Here is an 18613-nt window from a genome sequence, read left to right as displayed (position 1 = left end):
GAGGCCAGATGACTGTCGCGATCGTTGGAGCCGGGCTGACGGGCAGCCTGCTCGCCTGCTTCCTGGCCCGGCGCGGTCTGTCGGTGACCTTGTACGAGAAGCGCGCCGACCCGCGGACCGGCGAGGCCGAGCGCGGGCGGTCGATCAACCTGGCGATCTCCGAACGCGGGCTGGACGCGTTGCGGCGGATCGGGCTGGACGAGGAGGTGATGGCCGACGCGCTGCCGATGAAGGGCCGGATGATCCACCCGGTCGACGGGCCGCTCGACTTCCACTCCTACAGTGCGTCGCAGGACCGGGCGATCAACTCGATCGGCCGGGGCGCGCTGAACAACGCGCTGCTCGACGCGGCCGAGAAGGCGCCCGGGGTCTCGATCGTCTTCGAGCACCGGCTGGTGGCGCTGGACTCGCAGACCGGGGCGATGGGGTTCGAGACGCCGGGCGGGCTGGTCGAGGTGACGGCGGACGTCGTCCTCGGAGCGGACGGCGCGGGGTCCGCGGTGCGTGAGCAGTTGGTCGGCGACGGGTCGGTGGTGGACGACGTCGACTTCCTGGACTACGGGTACAAGGAGTTGTCGATCCCTTCGGCCGGTGGGGAGTTCGTGCTGGATCCGGGCGCACTGCACATCTGGCCGCGCGGGACGTCGATGATGATCGCGCTGCCGAACCCGGACAAGTCCTTCACCTGCACGCTGTTCTGGCCCGCCGGGTCGTTCGACGCGTTGACCACGCCGGCGCTGATCCTGGGGTACTTCGGCGAGCACTACCCGGATTTGTTGCCGGTGGCCCCCACGTTGGTGGACGACTACCTGAACAACCCGGTCGGTGTGCTCGGGACCGTGCACACCCATCCGTGGCAGGCGCACGGGCGGACGGCGCTGATCGGCGACGCCGCGCACGCGATCGTCCCGTTCTACGGCCAGGGCGCGAACTGCGCCTTCGAGGACGTCGTCGCGCTGGACCGCTGCCTGAACGAAACGAGCGGTTCCTGGGCGCGGGCCCTGCCGCTGTTCGAGGCCCGCCGCCGGGACAACACCGAGGCGATCGCCGAGATGGCCCTGGCCAACTTCGTCGAGATGCGCGACAAGGTCGCCTCGCCGGTCTTCCGCCTGACCAAGCAACTCGAGCACGCGGTCGAGCGCTTGCTGCCCGGGCACTACGTGTCACGCTACGAGCTGGTCAGCTTCAGCACCACGCCGTACGCCGAGGTGCGGCAACGCGTCCGGCGCCAGCATCAGCTGCTCGGCGTCGCGGTCGCTCTGGGAGTGGGCGCGGTGGGTGCGTTGGTCAGAGCGGCGGTGAGACGGCGGTGACCACCTTGTGGCGCCCTGAGCTGTTGACCGGGGTGGTGACCGAGCCCGGGTTGTTGCGGAACTTCGTCGACGGCTCCTTTGTCGAGAGTGCTTCGACGTTCGCCAAGCTCAGTCCGGTCACCGGGGCGCACATCTTCGACGTGTGCGAGGCGGACGAGTCGACCGTGGACGCGGCGGTCGGGGCTGCTTCCGCTGCGTTGAAAGGCCCCTGGGGCCGAATGAGCGAGCAGGAGCGGGCCGCCGTACTGCGTCGCGTCGCCGACGAGCTGGAGCGGCGGTTCGACGATCTGGTGGCCGCCGAGGTGGGCGACACCGGGAAGTCGATCAGCCAGGCGCGCACGCTCGACATCCCGCGGGGCGCGGCCAACTTCCGGGCGTTCGCCGACTTCGCGACGACCACGCCGACCGAGTCCTACACGACCACGCTCCCGGACGGCCGCCGGGCGCTGAACTACGCCGTCCGCAAGCCCGCCGGCGTCGTCGCGATCATCGTGCCCTGGAACCTCCCGCTCCTGCTGCTCACCTGGAAGGTCGCGCCGGCGCTGGCCTGTGGCAACACCGTCGTGGTGAAGCCGTCCGAGGAGACGCCGGCGTCGGCGACCGTGCTCGCCGAGGTGATGGCCGCGGCCGGCGTACCGGACGGTGTCTTCAACCTCGTGCACGGCTTCGGCCCGTCGTCGGCGGGGGAGTTCCTGACCACGCATCCCGGCGTCGACGCGATCACCTTCACCGGCGAGTCCTCGACCGGCTCCGCGATCGCCAAGGCCGCGGCCGACGGCGTCAAGGCGGTCTCGTTCGAGCTCGGCGGCAAGAACGCCGGCCTGGTCTTCGCCGACGCCGACCTCGACGCGGCGATCGACGGCTCGGTCCGCTCGGTGTTCACCAACGGCGGCCAGGTCTGCCTGTGCACCGAACGCCTGTACGTCGAACGCCCGGTCTACGACGAGTTCTGCGCCCGCCTGGCCGCTCGCGCCGAGGCGTTGACCTTCGGCTGGCCGTCCGACGAGGCGACGGTGAACATGCCGCTGATCTCCCAGGACCACCGGACGAAGGTCCTGTCGTACTACGACCTGGCCCGCGCCGAGGGCGCGACGGTGCTGGCCGGAGGTGGCGTCCCGTCCTTCGGCGACGCCCGCGACAACGGTTGTTACGTGCAACCGACGGTCGTCACCGGCCTGGCCGCGGACGCCCGGACGAACACCGAGGAGGTGTTCGGACCGATCTGCCACGTCGCGCCGTTCGACACCGAGGACGAGGCGTTCGCCCTGGCCAACCACAGCAAGTACGGGCTGGCGGCAACGGTCTGGACCCGCGACGTCGGCCGCGCCCACCGCGCCGGCGCGGCGCTGGACGTCGGCCTGGTCTGGGTCAACACCTGGTTCCTCCGCGACCTGCGGACGCCGTTCGGCGGCATGAAGCTGTCGGGTCTCGGCCGTGAAGGGGGCACCCACTCGGTCGACTTCTACTCCGACCTCACCAACGTCTGCGTCGAGCTGACCTGACGACCCGCGCCCGCCCCCGGACACGGGCCGTCAGGAGTTCAGCAACCGAGCCGTTGCAGCGTCACCGGCTGGACCACCGCAGCGCCTTGGCGCAGCACCACGGTCAGTGAGGCCGGCCGGTACTCCGGAAGCGCCGCGATCAGACCGGCCTTCGCCTTGCTACCCGGCACCCAGAGCGCGTAGCCACCGTCGGCGCCGCTCGTGAGCGTCCACGAACCGGTCCCGCGGTCGACCGCGATGGTTGCACCAGGCAACGGCACGACCGACCCGTCGCACTGCTTGCCGCTCACGACCCCCGACAGCTTGGCCCAGCTGGCAGGCGCCTGCGCGGTGAGGGTCAGATCGGTCGCAACGGCCGGGTACGGCGTCTCCTCACCCAGCGTCAGCCGCGCCTGGTAGACACCCGGCTGGCTGACCTGCTGGCCGTCCAGCGTGAGAGTGACGGTGACGCTGGACTTCGCCGGGATGGTCCCGGTCGGCGCCGACGCGCTGAGCCACGGAGCATCCGAGCCGGCCTCCTCGCAGTCGTCGTACCCCGGAAGAGACTCGGCGATCGGCAGGGTGAAGTTCGGGCTCTTTCCTCCGACGCGGTAGAGCCCGCACGCACCCGCGCCACGGAACACGCCCTGCGTCGCGTTGGGGATCGCCGTCCACCGATCGAGGTCGGGGTCGTAGCCGAAGCCCTCGTTGGTCAGCACCGACGAGTCGTACGCCGCGCCGCCGCTGACCATCAGGGTGCCGTTCGCCACCGCGTGGCTGCTGGCCCAGAGGTCGACCGGGAGGTCGGCGACCCGGGTCCAGGTGTTCGCCTTCGCGTCGTACGAGTAGGTGTTCTTGGTGCTCACCGGCCGTCCGCTCGCCCCGTCGATCAGACCGCCCGCGCAGTACACGCGACCGTTGATGCCACCGCAGGAGGTCCACGAGACCGGCTCCGGGTACGACGCCGCCTGGCTGAACCGGTTGGTCGTGGGGTCGTAGACCATCACGTCGCTGGTGGCACTCTGGCAGTCGCCCGTGCAGCCGCCGATCGAGTACAGCTTCCCGTCGAGCACGGCCGAACCGGTTGCTCCCCACGGCTTGGGGTTGTCGGCGCCGGTGCTCCACAGGTTCGTGGCCGGGTCGTAGATCAGGGTCTTCTTCGCCGCGCCGGCCTGCGCGCCCCAGCCGCCGACCACGAAGTACTTGCCGTCGACGAACCCGGCCGCCGGTCGCTGCCGGCCTTCCGGCATCGGCGCGAGCTGCTTCCAGGCGAGGGCCGCTGGGTCGTAGGAGTACGCGTCGGTGGTCGCGCCGTACCCCTGGAGGGTGCCGCCGAAGGAGTACAGCCGGCCCTTCGACCAGCCGGCCACGTTGTCCTGGATCGTCGACGGGTAGTCGGGCAGCCCGACCCACGAGCCCGCGGCCGGCGCGGCTGGAGTGCCGCTCACGGGGCCGCTGATCCGGCCCGGCGTCAGGCCCGTGACGGGCGTACGGCGTACGGGGGTGTTGCTCTTCAGGCTCTGGATCCGGGAGCCCTGCTGGGACTCGCCCAGCTTGTACGTCGCCGGCGCGGTGCCGGTGTTCGTGATGACGACCTGGCTCGTGGTCGCCTTGCCCAGCTGGACGGTCGCGGCGACCGTGCCGGGGGTCATCGAGAGACGGCCGGCCTTGAGCGCGACGTTGGCCTGGATCGTCCAGTCCGGATCGACGGCGATCGACTTGTTCAGGGGCTGGTAGCCCCGCTTGGTCGCGGTCAGCCGGGTGGTCCCGGTCGGGGCGAAGGCGTAGTAGAAGCCGTCCGCCCTCGATCGGCCGTCGGCGACGGTGGCGCCTTCGACGGGCTGACGGGTGTTGGCGTCGGTGATCCTGCCCTGGACGAGCCCACCGCGGATCTTCTGGCACTCGGCGTCGTACCCGGGTGCCGTGCAGTTCGCGCTGTCGATCGGGACGCCGAAGTCCTTCGCCACGTCCGCGTGGCCGACCTCGATCTCCGTCGTGGTCGCCGCATAGCCCGGGTAGACCGGCTGCACGGACACCTTGTACGTCGTACCGGCGGGGAGGTCGACCGTGAACCGGCCGGTGGACGGGTTCGTGAACCACTCGCCCGGAGCGCCTTCGACCGTCACCTTCGAGTACAGCGGCCAGCCGTGCCCGGAGGCGTCGCGGACCAGGCCGGTCACGGTCGAGCGGGGCGTCGCGGCCAGGGTGGCGTTCTTGGTCGTCGTGCTCTGCCGGGTGATCACCAGACCGGTGAGGACCTGGGTGTCGTACCCGAAGAGCGCGAGGGTGACGTCGTGCGTGCCCTCGTCGAGGTAGAGCTTGTAGTTGCCGTCAGCATCCGCCGTGACGGTGTTGCCGTCGGGCGTACTGACCGACACGTTCGGGAGCGCCTTGCCGGTCGCGTCGGAGATCTTGCCGGTGACGAGTCCGGCGGCGGCGCGGGGCGCATTGCTGACGGCGTCGAACGCGTCGAGCGTGCCCTCGCCGTACGTGTTGTTGACCGCCGCCGTACCGCCGCAGGTGTCGTCCGCGTGGTCGTGCGCCGAGGCGTCGAGGACGGCGCGGGTCGCGGCGACGTCGCCGATCAGCGAGGGCGCCGCCGACCAGAGCAGGGCGACCGTTCCGCTGACGTGCGGCGTCGCCATCGACGTACCGCTGCTGATCCCGTACCGGGAGCCCGGCACGCTCGAACGGATCGCCTGCCCCGGCGCGCTGAGGTTGGGCTTGCCGTCGTGCGCGGCGTCCCCGCGCGCGGAGAACGAGCTGATCCGGCCGGTCTCGTCGACCGAGCCGACGGCGTACGCCTCGCTGTAGCCGCCCTCGCTCGCGACCGAGCCGCAGCCCGGGCCGTCGTTGCCGGCGGCGAACGCGGGGAAGATGCCGGCGGCGACCCACTGGCGGACGAAGTCGCGGTACCAGCCGCCGGAGCCGGCCGAGCCCCAGGAGTTGTTGACGATGTTCGGGCGGCGCGCCGGGTCCGGGTCGCTGCCGTCGAGCTTGGTCGGGGCGAGCATCCACTGGGCGCTCAGCGCGAGGGACAGGTCGCTGCAGCTGTTGGTCTCGCAGCCCTTGGCGGCGATCCAGGTGGCGCCCGGGGCGACACCGACCTGGTTGCCCGCGTGGTCGTCGCCGACCATCGTGCCCATCGTGTGCGTCCCGTGCCCGGCGTTGTCGCAGGGCGCGGCGCCGCAGATGTTCGCGGGGTCGTACCAGTTGTAGTCGTGGCCGCTCGTCGCCCCGCGGTACGAACCGGCCAGCGCCGGGTGGTCGAACTGGGCGCCGGAGTCGATGCTCGCGATCACGACGCCTTGGCCGGTCGCGCCGTACCTGGTCCAGGTCCGGTCGGCACGGATCGCCTTCAGACCCCACTCGACGCCGTTGACAGCGTTGATCTGCTGGGCCGGCTTCAGCGTCGGCAGCGCGTAGCTTCGCGGGGCCGCCAGCGTGACGACGCCGTTCTGCGCGGCCAGCTGGTCGGCGAGTGCGCGGGTGCCACCGTGCACGTAGATCGAGTTGTCGATGAAGAGTCTCGTGTAGCGGAGGCGCGCCTGGTCGAGCGTCCGGATCACGCTCGCCTGGTCCCGGTTCGCCTTGTCCTGAAGGGTTTTGAGGACCGTCTCGCCGCGGGCCTTCCAGCTGGTTGCCTTGGTGGCCGCGGTGAGGTCGGGCTGGGCGGCGAAGCGTACCCAGAAGTCGGCCGGGCCGTTGGACAGCCGGGCGGCCAGGTCGGGCGGCAGGGCGGCGACCGGCGGCGTCGCGTGGGACGGGCCGGTGGCAACAACTCCCTGGAGCGGGACCAGGAGCAGCAAGGCGAGGGCGGTGAGTTTTCGGCGACGGGACGACGAGACCTGCACGGGGTTCCTCCCCAGACGGATGGCGGCCGGCCGGCACGGGACGGCCGGCGACCGCGTTCGATCCTCGTCAGGGCGGCCGGGGCCCGGCAAGGAGGTCGGCTGGCCTGATACCGCCATGTCGTAGATCAGCCAGTTCCGGGTCCCCGGCCCGGTGCGCGCTGGCCGGATCCGCCGGTCCGGGAGAGGATGCAGCTGTGGCTGACGCGAAGGTGGTCCCAGGCAAGGCGGTCCCGCGCGGGCGGTTCCCGCACGTGAAGGTGGCTGGTGGGTTCGCCTACGTGTCGGGGACGTCGAGCCGGTTGCCGGACAACACGATCGCGGGCGCGTCGGTGGACGAGCTCGGGACGACGACACTGGACATCCGGGTGCAGACGCGCGCCGTACTGGAGAACATCCGGGACATCCTGGAGTCGGTCGGGGCCGGGCTCGACGATCTGGTCAGCGTCACGGCGTACCTGGTGTCGATGAACGACTTCGGCGGGTACAACGAGGTGTACGGCGAGTTCTTCGACGAGACCGGGCCCGCGCGTACGACGGTGGCGGTGCATCAACTGCCGCATCCACAGTTGTTGATCGAAATCCAAGCTGTAGCGGCGATGTCGAGGAGCTGACGATGGTCAATCTGGAGTCGACGAACTTTCCCGACTGGGTCGAGGAGAACAAGCACCTGCTGAAGCCGCCGGTCGGCAACAAGCAGATGTTCCCGACCGGGGACGACTTCATCACGATGGTGGTCGGCGGGCCGAACCAGCGCACCGACTTCCACGTCGACCCGTACGAGGAGTTCTTCTACCAGATCTCGGGTCAGCTCCGGGTCAACGTGATGACCGAGGACGGGCCCGCGACGGTCGAGGTCAACGCGGGCGAGATGTGGGTGCTGCCGCGGAACATGCCCCACTCGCCGCAGCGCGGACCGGAGTCGATCGGCCTGGTGATCGAGCGGGTCCGCGAGCCCGGCGTCCTGGAGAAGTTCCGCTGGTACTGCGGCAGCTGCAACGCGGTCGTCCACGAGGTCGAGCTGCAGGTGACCGACATCGTCGAGGACCTCCCGCCGGTCTTCAAGGCCTTCTACGAGAGCGAGGACGCCCGCACCTGCCCGTCGTGCGGCACGCTGCACCCCGGCAAAGCCTGATGGCAGTTGACGTCCACACCCACCTCGTCCCCAAAGGCTGGCCTGATCTGGCAACAGCCTGTGGGGGGACCGGGTGGCCGTGGTTGCGGGTCGATTCCGAGCGGGCCGCGATGATCATGGTCGGGGAGACCGAGTTCCGGCCGGTCGGGCCGCAGGCGTGGGACACCGGCGTACGGCGTACGGACATGGATGCCGACGGCATCGATCTGCAGGTGGTGTCACCGACGCCGGTGTTCTTCGGGTACGAGCGGCCGGCCGACCAGGCGGTCAAGCTGGCCAGGATCTTCAACGACCGCACGCTGGAGACGCTGGCGGGGGACGAGCGGTTCGTGCCGTTCTGCCAGGTCCCGCTGCAGGACCCGGACGCGGCGTGCGCCGAGCTGGACCGGTGCCTGGACGCGGGCCACGTCGGGGTCGAGATCGGCAACCACGTCGGCGACCGCGACCTCGACGACGACGGGATCGTTGCCTTCCTCACCCATTGCGCGCACGTTGGCGCGCCGGTGCTGGTGCACCCGTGGGACATGCCGGGCGGCCCGCGGATCGACCGCTGGATGGCGCGCTGGCTGACCGGGATGCCCGCGGAGACACATCTTTCGGTGCTCGCGATGATCCTCGGCGGCGCCTTCGACCGGTTGCCGCCGGAGCTGCGGATCTGTTTCGCGCACGGCGGCGGCAGCTTCCCGTTCTGGCTCGGCCGGCTCGACAACGCCTGGCACCGGCGCGGGGACATCGTCCGCGGCGCCTCGATGCATGCCCCGAGCCACTATCTGGACCGCTTCTTTGTCGATACCGTGGTGTTCGACGAAGCCCCGCTGCGGCTGCTGGTCGACACGCTGGGTGAGGACCGGGTGATGGTCGGCAGTGACTATCCGTACCCGTTGGGTGAGCGCCCGGCCGGTGAGGTGGTGCGCAGGGCCGGCTTCCTGTCCGACGGGCAGCGGCACAAGCTGCTGACCGCCAACGCGACGCGTTACCTGGGGAGGTCCGGATGAGCGAAGACCGCTCTGTGCTGTCCCGCGAGGCCCGTGAGCCCGACGAGCAGCTCCGGTACGGCGCGGACGCCGACCACGTGGTCGACGTCTGGCACGCCAAGGAGTACCGCCCGGCCGTCATCTTCTTGCACGGCGGCTTCTGGCGGCCGGAGTACGACCGCATCCATGCCGGCCCGCTGGGCGAGGCGCTGGCCGCTGAGGGCTGGCCGGTGGCGTCTGTGGAGTACCGACGGATCCCCGGGCAGCCTGACCTCACGACGAACGACATCCGCGAGGCCCTGGACCGTCTGCCCGGCCTGATGGACCTGCAGGCCGGGTACGTCCTCGTAGGCCACTCAGCAGGCGGCCAGCTGGCCCTGTGGGCCGCCGCTACCCTCAACCCGGTCCAGCTCCGTGGTGTGGTCGCCCTGGCCCCCGTGGCCGACCTCCTCCTCGCCGACCAGCTCTGGCTCGACGACGGCGCCGTGCAGGCCTTCATCAGCTCCGGAGTCCGCAACGACCTGGACCCGACCCACCTGCCCGCCCCGATCGCCCCGGTCGCACTCATCCACGGCACCCGCGACCAGCGCGTCCCGCTGTCCCTGTCCGAGTCGTACGTCTCAGCGCACCCGACAGCCAAGCTGGACCGCCTGGACGGCGTAGGCCACTACGAGCTGATCGACCCCTTGACCGACGCCTGGCACACGGTCACCAACGAAATCACCCGCTTCACCGGCCACGCAGAAACGAGCCCGCAGCAGCCCGGCTCCCCGGCGTAAGAGCTGTTCAGCTCTCCGCGCGTTTGACGGCCGTGAGGAGGCCGTCGCCGCAGGGGAGGAGGGCCGAGACCAGGTCGTCGTCGTCGCGGATGGCTCGGATGAGGTCGCGGACGGCGGTGGTGTCGGGGTCGCGGTGGGAGGGGTCGGCGACGCGGCCCTCGTGGAGGGCGTTGTCGAAGGCGACGACGCCGCCGGGGCGGAGCAGGCGCAGGGCCTCGTGCAGGTACGCCGTGTACTCGCGCTTGTCGGCGTCGCAGAAGACCAGGTCGTAGTGGCCGTCGGTCAGGCGGGTGACGACGTCCAGGGCGGAGCCGGCGATCAGGCGGAAGCGGTTCGCGGGGACGCCGGCGTCGAGGAAGGTCTTGCGGGCCAGGCGCTGGTTCTCGGCGTCGATGTCGACCGTGGTCAGCGTGCCGTCGGGGCGCATGCCGCGCAGCAGCGCGAGGCCGGACACGCCCGTCCCGGTGCCGATCTCGACCACCGACTTGGCGCCGACGGCGGCGGCCAGCACGCTCAGGGCGGAGGCGGCGCCGGGTCCGATCGCGGAGATCCCGCTGTCGGCGGCGCTCGCCCGGGCACCGGCGACCGTGTCGGTCTCGCCGGTGTAGTCCTCGGCGTACGCCCAGGACGCGGGGTCGATGCCGGTGGCGATGATGCCCTCCCAATGTCTCGCCGCTGCAGTCCTCATCCGTCGAAAGCCTAGCGCCCTGCGGTGCAGGTTCCGTGTCTCCCGCGCTGAGACTGCGCACTCTTGCTCATTACACTGCCACTTGAGTCAGATATGATCGTGCTGACGAGTCAGAGATCGCCCCTGGGAGGTGGCCGTGCGGAAAATCAGTCGATCAGGACCGGATGACGTCGATGCCGGCTTCCTTGAACACGGCCAGCTGGGACTCGTCGGCCTGCGCGTCGGTGACGAGCGTGTCGATCTCGCTCAGCTCGCAGATCCGGGCGAAGGCGCGCTGGCCGAGCTTCGAGGAGTCGGCGACCACGACCACCTTGGCGGCCCGGCTGACGATCAGCTGGTTGATGTTCGCCTCGCCCTCGTGGTGGGCGGTGGCACCGGTCTCGTCGATGCCGTCGACCCCGATGAAGGCGATGTCCAGCGACAGGTCGGCCAGGATCCGGTGCGACAGCGGTCCGATCATCTCGTAGGACTGCGGCCGCGCCACACCACCGGTCAGCACCATCTTCACGTGCGGGCGGACGATCAGTTCGTTGGCGATGTTCAGCGCGTTGGTGACGAGCGTGAAGGCCGGCTCGCCGTGCTCGGCCGACAGCTCCGGCCGGGTCGCCAGCGTGCGCGCCACCTCCGAGATGGTGGTGCCGCCGTTCATGCCGATCACCATGCCGCGCCGGACCAGCGTGGCCGCGGCCTGCGCGATCCGCTGCTTCTCCGACGCGAAACGCGCAGTCTTGTAGCGCAGCGGCAGGTCGTAGGAGACCGCGTTGGCGACCGCGCCTCCGCGGGTCCGGGTGAGGAGCTGCTGCTTGCCCAGGTGGTCCAGGTCGCGGCGGATCGTCGCCGCGGACACGTGCAGCTGCTCGGCGAGCTCGTCGACGTCGATCGCGCCCTTCTCGGCCAGCGACTCGAGCAACGTGTTCAGCCGTTCATAACGCTTCACCCGGGGCTCCTCCTTCACACAATCGGTCAGCCGGGCGGCTGCCGGTTGGCACCATTCGATCACGTTCGAGCAGTTTCGACCATTACATCGACGGAGACGACATGACCGACACCCCGTTCGTGAGCACCGAGATCGCCACCCAGCCGGCCCTGTGGCGACAGGTCGCGGCCGGTTTCGCGCAGTACGGTGGCGCACTCCCGCAACCCGGTCAACGGGTCGCGGCCGTGGGCTGCGGCACCTCCTGGTTCATGGCGATGGCGTACGCCGCGCTGCGCGAGGACCTCGGCCAGGGCGAGACCGACGCGTTCGCCGGCTCCGAGTTCGCCTTCGACCGCGCGTACGACGCGATCGTCGTGATCAGCCGGTCCGGTACGACGACCGAGGTGCTCGACCTGATCCGCCGTACGTCGGTGCCGACGATCGCGATCACCGCGACGCCCGGTTCGCCGATCGTCGAGCTGGCCGACCACACGATCATGCTGGACTTCGCCGACGAGCAGTCGGTCGTTCAGACCCGCTTCGCGACCACGACGCTGGCGCTGCTGCGGGTGTCGCTCGGCCAGGACCTGACCCAGGCCGCCGCCGACGCCGAGACCGCGCTGACGATCGACGTCGACGAACTGGCCAAGCTCGAGCAGGTCAGCTACCTCGGCACCCGCTGGACCATCGGCCTGGCCCACGAGGCTGGCCTGAAGCAGCGCGAGGCGGCGTCGGCCTGGACCGAGGCGTACCCGGCGATGGACTACCGCCACGGCCCGATCGCCATCGCCCAGCCCGGCCGCGGCGTCTGGCTCTTCGGCGAGGCCCCCGACGGCCTCCTCGACGACATCACCGCGACCGGCGCCACCGTGGTGCACCACGCCGACCTCGACCCGATGGCCTCCCTGGTGGTGGCCCAGCGGGTCGCCGTCGCCAAGTCCCTCGCGCTCGGCCTCGACCCGGACCAGCCGCGCAGCCTCAGCAGGTCGGTCATCCTCGGCTAGGGCGTGGCAGGGTGGGCCGCATGACGATCGAGCGGTTCGAGGTCCAGCGGCAGGTCGCGGCGGCACCGGAGAAGGTGTTCGCGGTGCTCCGCGACCCGCAGGGGCACGTCGCGATCGACAGCTCCGGCATGTTGCAGTCGGCCGAGGGGACGCCGGTCGGTGCCGTCGGCGACGAGTTCGTCGTGCACATGGACCGCGAGTCGCTGAACGACCTGCCGATGGGCAAGTACGACGTGACCGTGATCATCACGCGGTTCGTACCGGACGTGGAGATCGAGTGGACGATCTCCGGGACGATCCAGCCGCCGATCCAGCACCTGTACGGCTACCGGCTGGAGCCGTCGGAGACCGGGACCCTGGTCACGTCGTACTACGACTGGAGCCGGATCGCGGAGCGCTACCGCAAGGCGGAGATCTTCCCGGTGATCCCCGAAGCCGGCCTCCGCGCCACGCTCGGCATCCTCGCCCGCACGGTCGAGGTCAGCGCTGGTAGGTGACCACCGGGCTGGGCTGCGGGCGCATCGCGACGACGAAGGCCGCGGTGGCGGCGAGGCAGGCCAGCAGGCGGGCGTGGTTCCACCAGAGCCACTGGGTGAACAGGTCGTCCCAGCGTGCGGCCGTGTCCGGGGCGGCCGGGTCGAGCGCGTCGATCGACGCGCTGATGGGGATGTTGGCCGCACCCGTGATGACGACCGCCGCGAGCAGGAACGCGGCGGTCGCGGCCGCGACCCACGGGCCGGCCGTGCGGTCCCGCCGGACGGCGGCCTGGACGACGACCACGGCGCACACCACGGCGGTGCAGAACGCGATCAGCGCGAACGGGCCCGGCGCCGTCCGGTTGAGGGCTCGCATGGCGGCGATGCCCTGCTCGGCCGGCAGCTCACGGACGGCGGGCATGACGACCAGGGAGAAGTCGAAGAACACGCCACCGGTCAGCGCCGTACCGACCGCGGCCGTGATCGTCAGCCAGTGATTCGTTGTCTTCGTCATGAGTTCCATCGAACCGGCCGGTCCCGCGGGCAGCCATGCCTGAGAAGCTCAGGTCGATACGCCGTCGTCCAGCCGCAGCCCCGGGCCCGGCGGCCGAACACCTAGGATCGGCAGCCAGATCCCCGCAGCAGAGGAGTGCCCGTGAGTCACACCGTGGTGGCAGAGCTCGTGGCCAACGTCCTGAAGGTCACGGCCAAGGCGGGGGACAGCGTCGGGCCGCAGGACACCCTGGTGATCCTGGAGTCGATGAAGATGGAGATTCCGGTGCTGGCGGAGGTGACCGGGACGATCACCGAGTTCAAGGTGGTCGAGGGGGAAGTGGTCCGCGACGGGGACCCGATCGCGGTGATCGAGGAGAAATAGGTCACCCGGTCAACCAGGCGCCGGTCCGATGGCGTCTACTGAGGGACAGGTGACCACCGGGAACTTCCCGTCCACGCGCGCCGTTGGACCGTCGTACCGGCATCTCAGGGTTCGGCCCGGGTGTCCCCGACGTGCGCAGAGGACGGTGAACACGGCACCATGGTGGTCACACTCGTTGCCGAGCGGACCCAGGGAGGCGTTGCCGTGAAGCCGGTCGACACCTCCGTGGTGCCTGCCCTGGCCCCCCAGCCGCTCCCGCAGGACCAGCCGGACGTGCTGCCGTCCTGGGACGAGATCGTCCGGACCCACTCGGCCCGCGTCTACCGGCTGGCCTACCGCCTGACCGGCAACAAGCACGACGCCGAGGACCTGACCCAAGAGGTCTTCGTCCGGGTCTTCCGGTCGCTGTCGAGCTACACGCCGGGCACGTTCGAGGGCTGGCTGTACCGGATCACCACGAACCTGTTCCTGGACGGCGCCCGCCGCCGGCAGCGGATCCGTTTCGACGGGCTGCCCGAGGACGCGCACGACCGGCTGCCGGCCAAGGGCAGCGGCCCGGCCGAGAAGCTCGACCAGGACCAGTTCGACCACGACGTCCAGCACGCGCTCGACGCGTTGCCGGAGGACTTCCGCGCGGCCGTGGTGCTGTGCGACATCGAAGGCATGACGTACGACGAGATCGCCGCGGTGCTGGACGTCAAGCTCGGCACCGTCCGGAGCCGGATCCACCGCGGCCGCTCGATGCTGCGCAAGCACCTCGAGCACCGCGCGCCACGGACCGGCCACTCCCGCGTCAGCGGCCCGCCCGCGGACGGGCCCCTTCCCGGTGGAGGTGACGACCGATGACCGTGCAGCATCCGCTGGACAAGCTGAGCGCCGCCGTCGACGGCGAGCTCGACCACGACTCCCGCGACCGGGTGCTGAGCCACCTGGTCTGCTGCGACTCCTGCCGCGCCGAGGTCGACGCCCAGCGCCGGCTGAAGGCGCAGATGTCGGCCCTGGAGGCTCCGGAGCCGTCGACCGACCTGATGCAGCGCCTGATGGGTGTACCCGCGTTCTCGCTGGAGCCGCGCGAGGAGGTGCGGCCGGTGCTCACGCCGGCTGTCACGCTCAGCCCGCAGCGCTCGGCGTTCCCGGCCGCCCGGACCGGTGCGACCCGGCCGGCAGCTCGTACGACGACGCCGAGGTCGCGCCGCCGGACCGGCGTACTGGGTGCTGCTGGGTCCGCTGCCGCTGTGGCGTCCCTGCTGGGGACGGCCTTCGTGCTGGGCGACCCGGCGCGTGGCACCGAGCAGCCGCCGGTGCTGGCGCCCCCGGTGGCCAGCTTCTCCGCCGACCACGCGGCCACTGCGGGCGGTAGCCCGTTCGGTGACCCGGTGGGCTTCTTCAACTCCTACAACGGGACTGGGTACGCCGGGCTGAGCCCGACGCTGCAGCCGGTGGCTCTGACGGGGCGCTGAGTCCTGTGAGCACTCCCCGGCTGGTCGGCCCTGCCCGGCTCGCGGTGTTGGTCAGCACTGTTCTGATCGGTATCGGCCTGCCCCTGCCCGCGACTGCCGCGCCCGCCCCGGCGGCTTCTCGTGAGGACGCGCCGCTGGCGGTCAGCTGGCTGGAGCGGGCCGCTGCCGCGCCAGACCACATCTCGTACCACGGCACGCAGATCGTCACCTCGTGGGGACCGCAGGGCTCGAGCTCGGCGATGCTCGACATCGTGCACGCGGCCGCGCAGGGCTCGGAGATCAGTCTGGTCGGCTCCGGCTCGTCCGACGCCAAGTCGTTCGTGCAGCGGGGTATCCAGGGGCACAGCCCGGCTGTGGATGGCGGACCGCTCGCGCTGCTCAAGGCGACGTACCAGCTGGTCTACCGGTGCTGCACGGACACGATCGGGCGGGCCGCCGTACTGGTGGAGGCCCTGCGCGGCGACCAGACGCTAGCGGCACGGTTCTGGATCGACCAGGCGACCGGGCTGCTGCTGCAGCGGCAGCTGTTCGCCGCGGACGGCGAGGCGCTGGTGCGGGCGACGGTGTTCACCGACCTCGAGATCGAGAACGGCGAGTTCCTCGGGCACCTGCCGCCGATGCTGCCGGGCGGGTCGGACTCGATGGGCATCGGCGGGGTCGACGGGCTGCGGACCCAGGGCTGGACCTGCACGAGCGAGCTGCCGGCGTCGCTGGAGCTGTACGACGTGCACCAGGACACGGCGGCCGGCGTCCTGCAGTTCTCGTACTCCGACGGCCTGTTCAACGTGTCGCTGTTCCAGCAGCGCGGGGCGCTCGACCCGAAGGCCGTCGCCGGGTACGGGACGATGGGCACGCCCGGAGTGCACGTACGGTACGGGATACCGTCGTACGCCGTATGGTCGTCGGGCGGGATCGTCTACACGCTCGTCGGCGACCTGCCCCCGGACGTGCTGGCACGGGTCGTGGAGGCGTTCCCGCACGAGGTGCCGGCCCGGGTGACACCGGTCCGGCGGATGGGTACTGGACTGGCCCGAATCGCGACGTGGCTCACTCCGATGAGTGCGCTCTCGTGGAAGCTGGGATAATCAAAGCTGGGAGTGACTTCCGGAGCTCCCACCACGAGACAACGACGACGTGAGGCGGCCACCGTGAGCTGGGACGACGCCGAGCCGACAGTACGAACCCCACAGGACGCGGAACCGACCCGCCCGGTCCCCACCGCGGGCCCTGTGGTGCCTCCACCTGCCCCTGACGGGGGGAGGGGAGAGGGGTCCGCGTCCCCGGGGTCCAGCGCCTCCGGCGCGGACGGGCTGGGTGCTGCGTCCGATGGCACTGCCCCCGGCGGCTTGCCCTTCACCAACCCCGCGAGTGGTTCCCCCGGCGCGACGCCGCCGGTGAGTCCTGCGGTTTCCGCCTTGACACCGCCTGCGGCGCAGAACGGGGCTGCGCCTCTGGCGACTCCCGGTGGGGACGCCGCCTACCGGCAGGCCGAGCGGTCGGTGACGCAGCGGAGCTTCGGGCAACCCCAGGAGCCTGGGTTCCGGCCCGTGTACCCGGGGCAGGCGTGGCCGACGCAGCCGCAGCCGGCGTACGTGCCTCCGCCGCCGCTCGACTGGCACCAGCAGCAGGCGCGGGCGTACACCCCGTCCCAGCCGCCGAAGAACCCCAACGGCAACCGGACGATCCTGATCGCGGCGATCGTCTCGCTGATCGTCGCGCTCATCGCCGGTGCCGGTGCGGCCGCGACCGTCGTCGCGCTGGACCGTCCCGACCCGATCGCCGACCAGTCGGGCCCGGAGATCGGCAACGGCACCGACCCGAAGATCCGCACCGGCAGTGTGTCGGCGGTCGCCCAGGCCCTGCTGCCGAGCGTCGTCCAGCTCAAGGTCGAAGGCGCCGACAACAGCAACGCGACCGGTTCCGGGTTCGTGATCGACACCTCCGGGCACATCCTGACCAACAACCACGTCGTCTCGGCCGCGGCCAACGGCGGCTCGATCCAGGTCGTCACCCAGCAGGGCAAGGCGGCCACGGCCCGCCTGGTCGGCCGCTCCCCGGCGTACGACCTGGCGGTCGTGCAGGTGGTCGGGATCAACGCTCCGGCGGTCCAGTTCGGCCGCTCCGACCAGGCGATCGTCGGGCAGGACGTGGTGGCGATCGGTTCGCCGCTCGGCCTGGCCGGCACCGTCACCTCCGGCATCGTCTCGGCCAAGAACCGCCCGGTCACGGCCGGCGGCGAGGGCGAGATCTCCTACATCAACGCGCTGCAGACCGACGCCGCGATCAACCCGGGCAACTCCGGCGGCCCGCTGGTCGACATGAACGCGAAGGTGATCGGCGTGAACTCCGCGATCGCCACCGTGCGCGGCGCCGAGGAGGGCAGCAGCGGCAACATCGGCCTCGGTTTCGCGATCCCGATCGACCAGGCCCGGCGGACCGCGCAGCAGCTGATCGCCAGCGGCAAGGCGTCGTACCCGGTGATCGGGGCGAACGTGGACATGCGGTTCGAGGGCGGCGCGCGGGTCACCGACGTGACGGCGGGCTCGCCGGCGTCGCAGGCCGGACTACGGACCGGTGACGTCGTGACCTCGATCAACAACCAGCCGGTCGACACGGCCGAGGGACTGATCGTCGCGATCCGCACCCACCGGCCGGGCGAGACCATCCGGCTCGACTACCAGCGCGCCGGCCGTCCGCGGCAGGCCACCGTCACCCTCGGCCAGCAGACCGGCTGAGGCCGGCGGGCCATCCGGTCCGCCGAGGGCGCCGAAGACCCGGTACGGCGTACGGCCGGAACCGGGCCCGGCACGGCGGCCGGGAATCGGCTGCCCGGTGACGGGAAAGCAAAGCCGCCGGGTAGAGGCGGACCCGCCCGACGCGCTGACCGCACGCGGGCTACCCTGTCTGCGGACTGGGGAACGACCGGAGAAGGTGGGGACATGTTCGGCATCGGGCCGCTCGAGCTCGTCGTGATCGCCATCGTCGCCGTGCTGCTGTTCGGGCCGGACCGGCTGCCGGAGTTCGCCCGGACGGCGGGCCGCCTGTTGCGCCAGGTGCGGCAGATGGTCAACAACGCCCAGAACGACCTGCGCAACGAGCTCGGCCCGGAGTTCGCCGACCTCGACGTGCGCGACCTGAACCCGCGCAGCTTCGTCCGCAAGCACCTGCTCGACGGCATGGACGACGACTACGACGAGGACAAGCCGGTCTCGAACTCGTCCGACCTGATGGAGTCCGCGCAGCGGCTCCCGGCCGGTCAGCGCGCGCCGTACGACCCGGAATCAACCTGAGCTTCGTCCCGCTGGACGAGACCTGTTGACGGGCCGTCACCAGGCGCCCTCTAGGCTGGGCGCGCGATGAAGACCTTTGAGGAACTGTTCGCCGAAATCGGTGAGAGGGCGCTGACGCGGCCGGAGGGATCCGGCACCGTGGCCGCGCTCGACGCCGGCGTGCACGCGATCGGCAAGAAGCTGGTCGAGGAGGCCGCCGAGTCCTGGATGGCCGCCGAGCACGAGAGCAAGGACCGGGCCGCCGAGGAGCTGAGCCAGCTCTTCTACCACGCGCAGGTGATGATGCACGCGCTCGGCCTCGACCTCGACGACGTGTACCGACATCTGTAGGAGCCACTGCGGATCCCGGGACCACCTCTTCTGAAAGGC

19 protein-coding genes are annotated in these 18613 nt (G+C 70.8%); 15 read left to right on the top strand and 4 right to left on the bottom strand.

Annotated elements, in window-relative coordinates:
• Positions 1-8: 8 nt before the first annotated feature.
• Both HDA39_RS20390 and HDA39_RS20385 read left to right on the top strand, forming a co-directional pair.
• The gene (locus tag HDA39_RS20390; RefSeq protein ID WP_184797351.1) at positions 9-1313 is read left to right on the top strand and encodes an FAD-dependent oxidoreductase; all 1305 of its coding nucleotides are present in this window, start codon (positions 9-11) and stop codon (positions 1311-1313) included.
• The gene (locus HDA39_RS20385) at positions 1310-2815 is read left to right on the top strand and encodes a 2-hydroxymuconic semialdehyde dehydrogenase (protein ID WP_337925816.1); all 1506 of its coding nucleotides are present in this window, start codon (positions 1310-1312) and stop codon (positions 2813-2815) included. Before HDA39_RS20390 ends, HDA39_RS20385 begins: the two co-directional genes overlap by 4 nt.
• Positions 2816-2853: 38 nt before the next feature.
• Here the strand turns inward: HDA39_RS20385 and HDA39_RS20380 are convergent, their stop codons facing one another.
• Positions 2854-6648 carry a S8 family serine peptidase gene (locus HDA39_RS20380; RefSeq protein WP_184797349.1) on the bottom strand — a complete coding sequence of 1265 codons (3795 nt, stop codon included), beginning with the start codon at positions 6646-6648 and terminating at the stop codon, positions 2854-2856.
• A 194-nt stretch (positions 6649-6842) separates the two neighbouring features.
• On the opposite strand from HDA39_RS20380, the gene HDA39_RS20375 reads away from it, so the two are divergent.
• Genes HDA39_RS20375 through HDA39_RS20360 form a run of 4 tightly spaced genes read left to right on the top strand, consistent with a single transcriptional unit; the run spans position 6843 to position 9533 of the window.
• A complete protein-coding gene (locus HDA39_RS20375; protein WP_337925815.1) occupies positions 6843-7259 on the top strand; it encodes a RidA family protein in 417 nt (138 codons plus the stop codon).
• A gap of 2 nt (positions 7260-7261) precedes the next feature.
• A complete protein-coding gene (locus tag HDA39_RS20370) occupies positions 7262-7780 on the top strand; it encodes a 3-hydroxyanthranilate 3,4-dioxygenase (RefSeq protein ID WP_184797347.1) in 519 nt (172 codons plus the stop codon).
• Positions 7780-8775: an amidohydrolase family protein gene (locus HDA39_RS20365; RefSeq protein ID WP_184797344.1), complete on the top strand. Its 996-nt coding sequence runs from the start codon at positions 7780-7782 to the stop codon at positions 8773-8775. Before HDA39_RS20370 ends, HDA39_RS20365 begins: the two co-directional genes overlap by 1 nt.
• Entirely contained in the window at positions 8772-9533 is a 762-nt protein-coding gene (locus tag HDA39_RS20360; protein WP_184797342.1) for an alpha/beta hydrolase family protein, read from the top strand. The genes HDA39_RS20365 and HDA39_RS20360 overlap by 4 nt, the downstream gene beginning before the upstream one ends.
• Positions 9534-9540: 7 nt before the next feature.
• On the opposite strand, the gene HDA39_RS20355 is transcribed toward HDA39_RS20360, so the two are convergent.
• Entirely contained in the window at positions 9541-10221 is a 681-nt protein-coding gene (locus tag HDA39_RS20355) for an O-methyltransferase (RefSeq protein ID WP_184797340.1), read from the bottom strand.
• Between the two features lie 154 nt (positions 10222-10375).
• Complete coding sequence (locus HDA39_RS20350) at positions 10376-11158, bottom strand: DeoR/GlpR family DNA-binding transcription regulator (protein ID WP_112244167.1); 783 nt, start codon at positions 11156-11158, stop codon at positions 10376-10378.
• Positions 11159-11259: 101 nt separating this feature from the next.
• On the opposite strand from HDA39_RS20350, the gene HDA39_RS20345 reads away from it, so the two are divergent.
• A complete protein-coding gene (locus HDA39_RS20345) occupies positions 11260-12141 on the top strand; it encodes an SIS domain-containing protein (RefSeq protein WP_184797337.1) in 882 nt (293 codons plus the stop codon).
• 20 nt (positions 12142-12161) lie between these two features.
• A complete protein-coding gene (locus tag HDA39_RS20340) occupies positions 12162-12638 on the top strand; it encodes an SRPBCC family protein (RefSeq protein ID WP_184797335.1) in 477 nt (158 codons plus the stop codon).
• Here the strand turns inward: HDA39_RS20340 and HDA39_RS20335 are convergent.
• A complete protein-coding gene (locus HDA39_RS20335; RefSeq protein ID WP_202893070.1) occupies positions 12622-13131 on the bottom strand; it encodes an anthrone oxygenase family protein in 510 nt (169 codons plus the stop codon). The genes HDA39_RS20340 and HDA39_RS20335 overlap by 17 nt on opposite strands.
• Positions 13132-13272: 141 nt before the next feature.
• On the opposite strand from HDA39_RS20335, the gene HDA39_RS20330 reads away from it, so the two are divergent.
• From HDA39_RS20330 to HDA39_RS20300, 7 genes are all read left to right on the top strand, one after another.
• Positions 13273-13494, top strand: a complete 222-nt coding sequence (locus HDA39_RS20330) for a biotin/lipoyl-binding carrier protein (RefSeq protein WP_184797331.1) — start codon at positions 13273-13275, stop codon at positions 13492-13494.
• A 159-nt stretch (positions 13495-13653) separates the two neighbouring features.
• On the top strand, positions 13654-14340 hold the full coding sequence (gene sigE / locus HDA39_RS20325; protein WP_184797329.1) for an RNA polymerase sigma factor SigE: 687 nt from the start codon (positions 13654-13656) through the stop codon (positions 14338-14340).
• Entirely contained in the window at positions 14337-14954 is a 618-nt protein-coding gene (locus HDA39_RS20320; protein ID WP_184797327.1) for an anti-sigma factor family protein, read from the top strand. Before sigE ends, HDA39_RS20320 begins: the two co-directional genes overlap by 4 nt.
• Before the next feature lie 5 nt (positions 14955-14959).
• Positions 14960-16039, top strand: a complete 1080-nt coding sequence (locus HDA39_RS20315) for a sigma-E factor regulatory protein RseB domain-containing protein (protein ID WP_337925814.1) — start codon at positions 14960-14962, stop codon at positions 16037-16039.
• A gap of 330 nt (positions 16040-16369) precedes the next feature.
• Positions 16370-17689: a S1C family serine protease gene (locus HDA39_RS20310; RefSeq protein WP_202893069.1), complete on the top strand. Its 1320-nt coding sequence runs from the start codon at positions 16370-16372 to the stop codon at positions 17687-17689.
• 204 nt (positions 17690-17893) lie between these two features.
• A complete protein-coding gene (locus tag HDA39_RS20305; protein WP_184797323.1) occupies positions 17894-18244 on the top strand; it encodes a sec-independent translocase in 351 nt (116 codons plus the stop codon).
• A 66-nt stretch (positions 18245-18310) separates the two neighbouring features.
• Entirely contained in the window at positions 18311-18574 is a 264-nt protein-coding gene (locus HDA39_RS20300; protein ID WP_184797321.1) for a phosphoribosyl-ATP diphosphatase, read from the top strand.
• Positions 18575-18613: the final 39 nt, after the last annotated feature.

This window comes from Kribbella italica, from assembly GCF_014205135.1.
GTDB lineage: Bacteria > Actinomycetota > Actinomycetes > Propionibacteriales > Kribbellaceae > Kribbella > Kribbella italica.
This window is presented reverse-complemented; position numbering and strand designations above follow the sequence as displayed.

Bases quoted from the DNA above. Each gene is read 5' to 3' on its own strand.
- HDA39_RS20335 (WP_202893070.1), bottom strand. From the start codon at position 13,131: ATGACGAAGACAACGAATCACTGGCTGACGATCACGGCCGCGGTCGGT.
- HDA39_RS20345 (WP_184797337.1), top strand. From the start codon at position 11,260: ATGACCGACACCCCGTTCGTGAGCACCGAGATCGCCACCCAGCCGGCC.
- HDA39_RS20320 (WP_184797327.1), top strand. From the start codon at position 14,337: ATGACCGTGCAGCATCCGCTGGACAAGCTGAGCGCCGCCGTCGACGGC.
- HDA39_RS20355 (WP_184797340.1), bottom strand. From the start codon at position 10,221: ATGAGGACTGCAGCGGCGAGACATTGGGAGGGCATCATCGCCACCGGC.
- HDA39_RS20300 (WP_184797321.1), top strand. From the start codon at position 18,311: ATGAAGACCTTTGAGGAACTGTTCGCCGAAATCGGTGAGAGGGCGCTG.
- HDA39_RS20305 (WP_184797323.1), top strand. From the start codon at position 17,894: ATGTTCGGCATCGGGCCGCTCGAGCTCGTCGTGATCGCCATCGTCGCC.
- HDA39_RS20390 (WP_184797351.1), top strand. From the start codon at position 9: ATGACTGTCGCGATCGTTGGAGCCGGGCTGACGGGCAGCCTGCTCGCC.
- HDA39_RS20340 (WP_184797335.1), top strand. From the start codon at position 12,162: ATGACGATCGAGCGGTTCGAGGTCCAGCGGCAGGTCGCGGCGGCACCG.
- HDA39_RS20360 (WP_184797342.1), top strand. From the start codon at position 8,772: ATGAGCGAAGACCGCTCTGTGCTGTCCCGCGAGGCCCGTGAGCCCGAC.
- HDA39_RS20370 (WP_184797347.1), top strand. From the start codon at position 7,262: ATGGTCAATCTGGAGTCGACGAACTTTCCCGACTGGGTCGAGGAGAAC.
- HDA39_RS20365 (WP_184797344.1), top strand. From the start codon at position 7,780: ATGGCAGTTGACGTCCACACCCACCTCGTCCCCAAAGGCTGGCCTGAT.
- sigE (WP_184797329.1), top strand. From the start codon at position 13,654: ATGGTGGTCACACTCGTTGCCGAGCGGACCCAGGGAGGCGTTGCCGTG.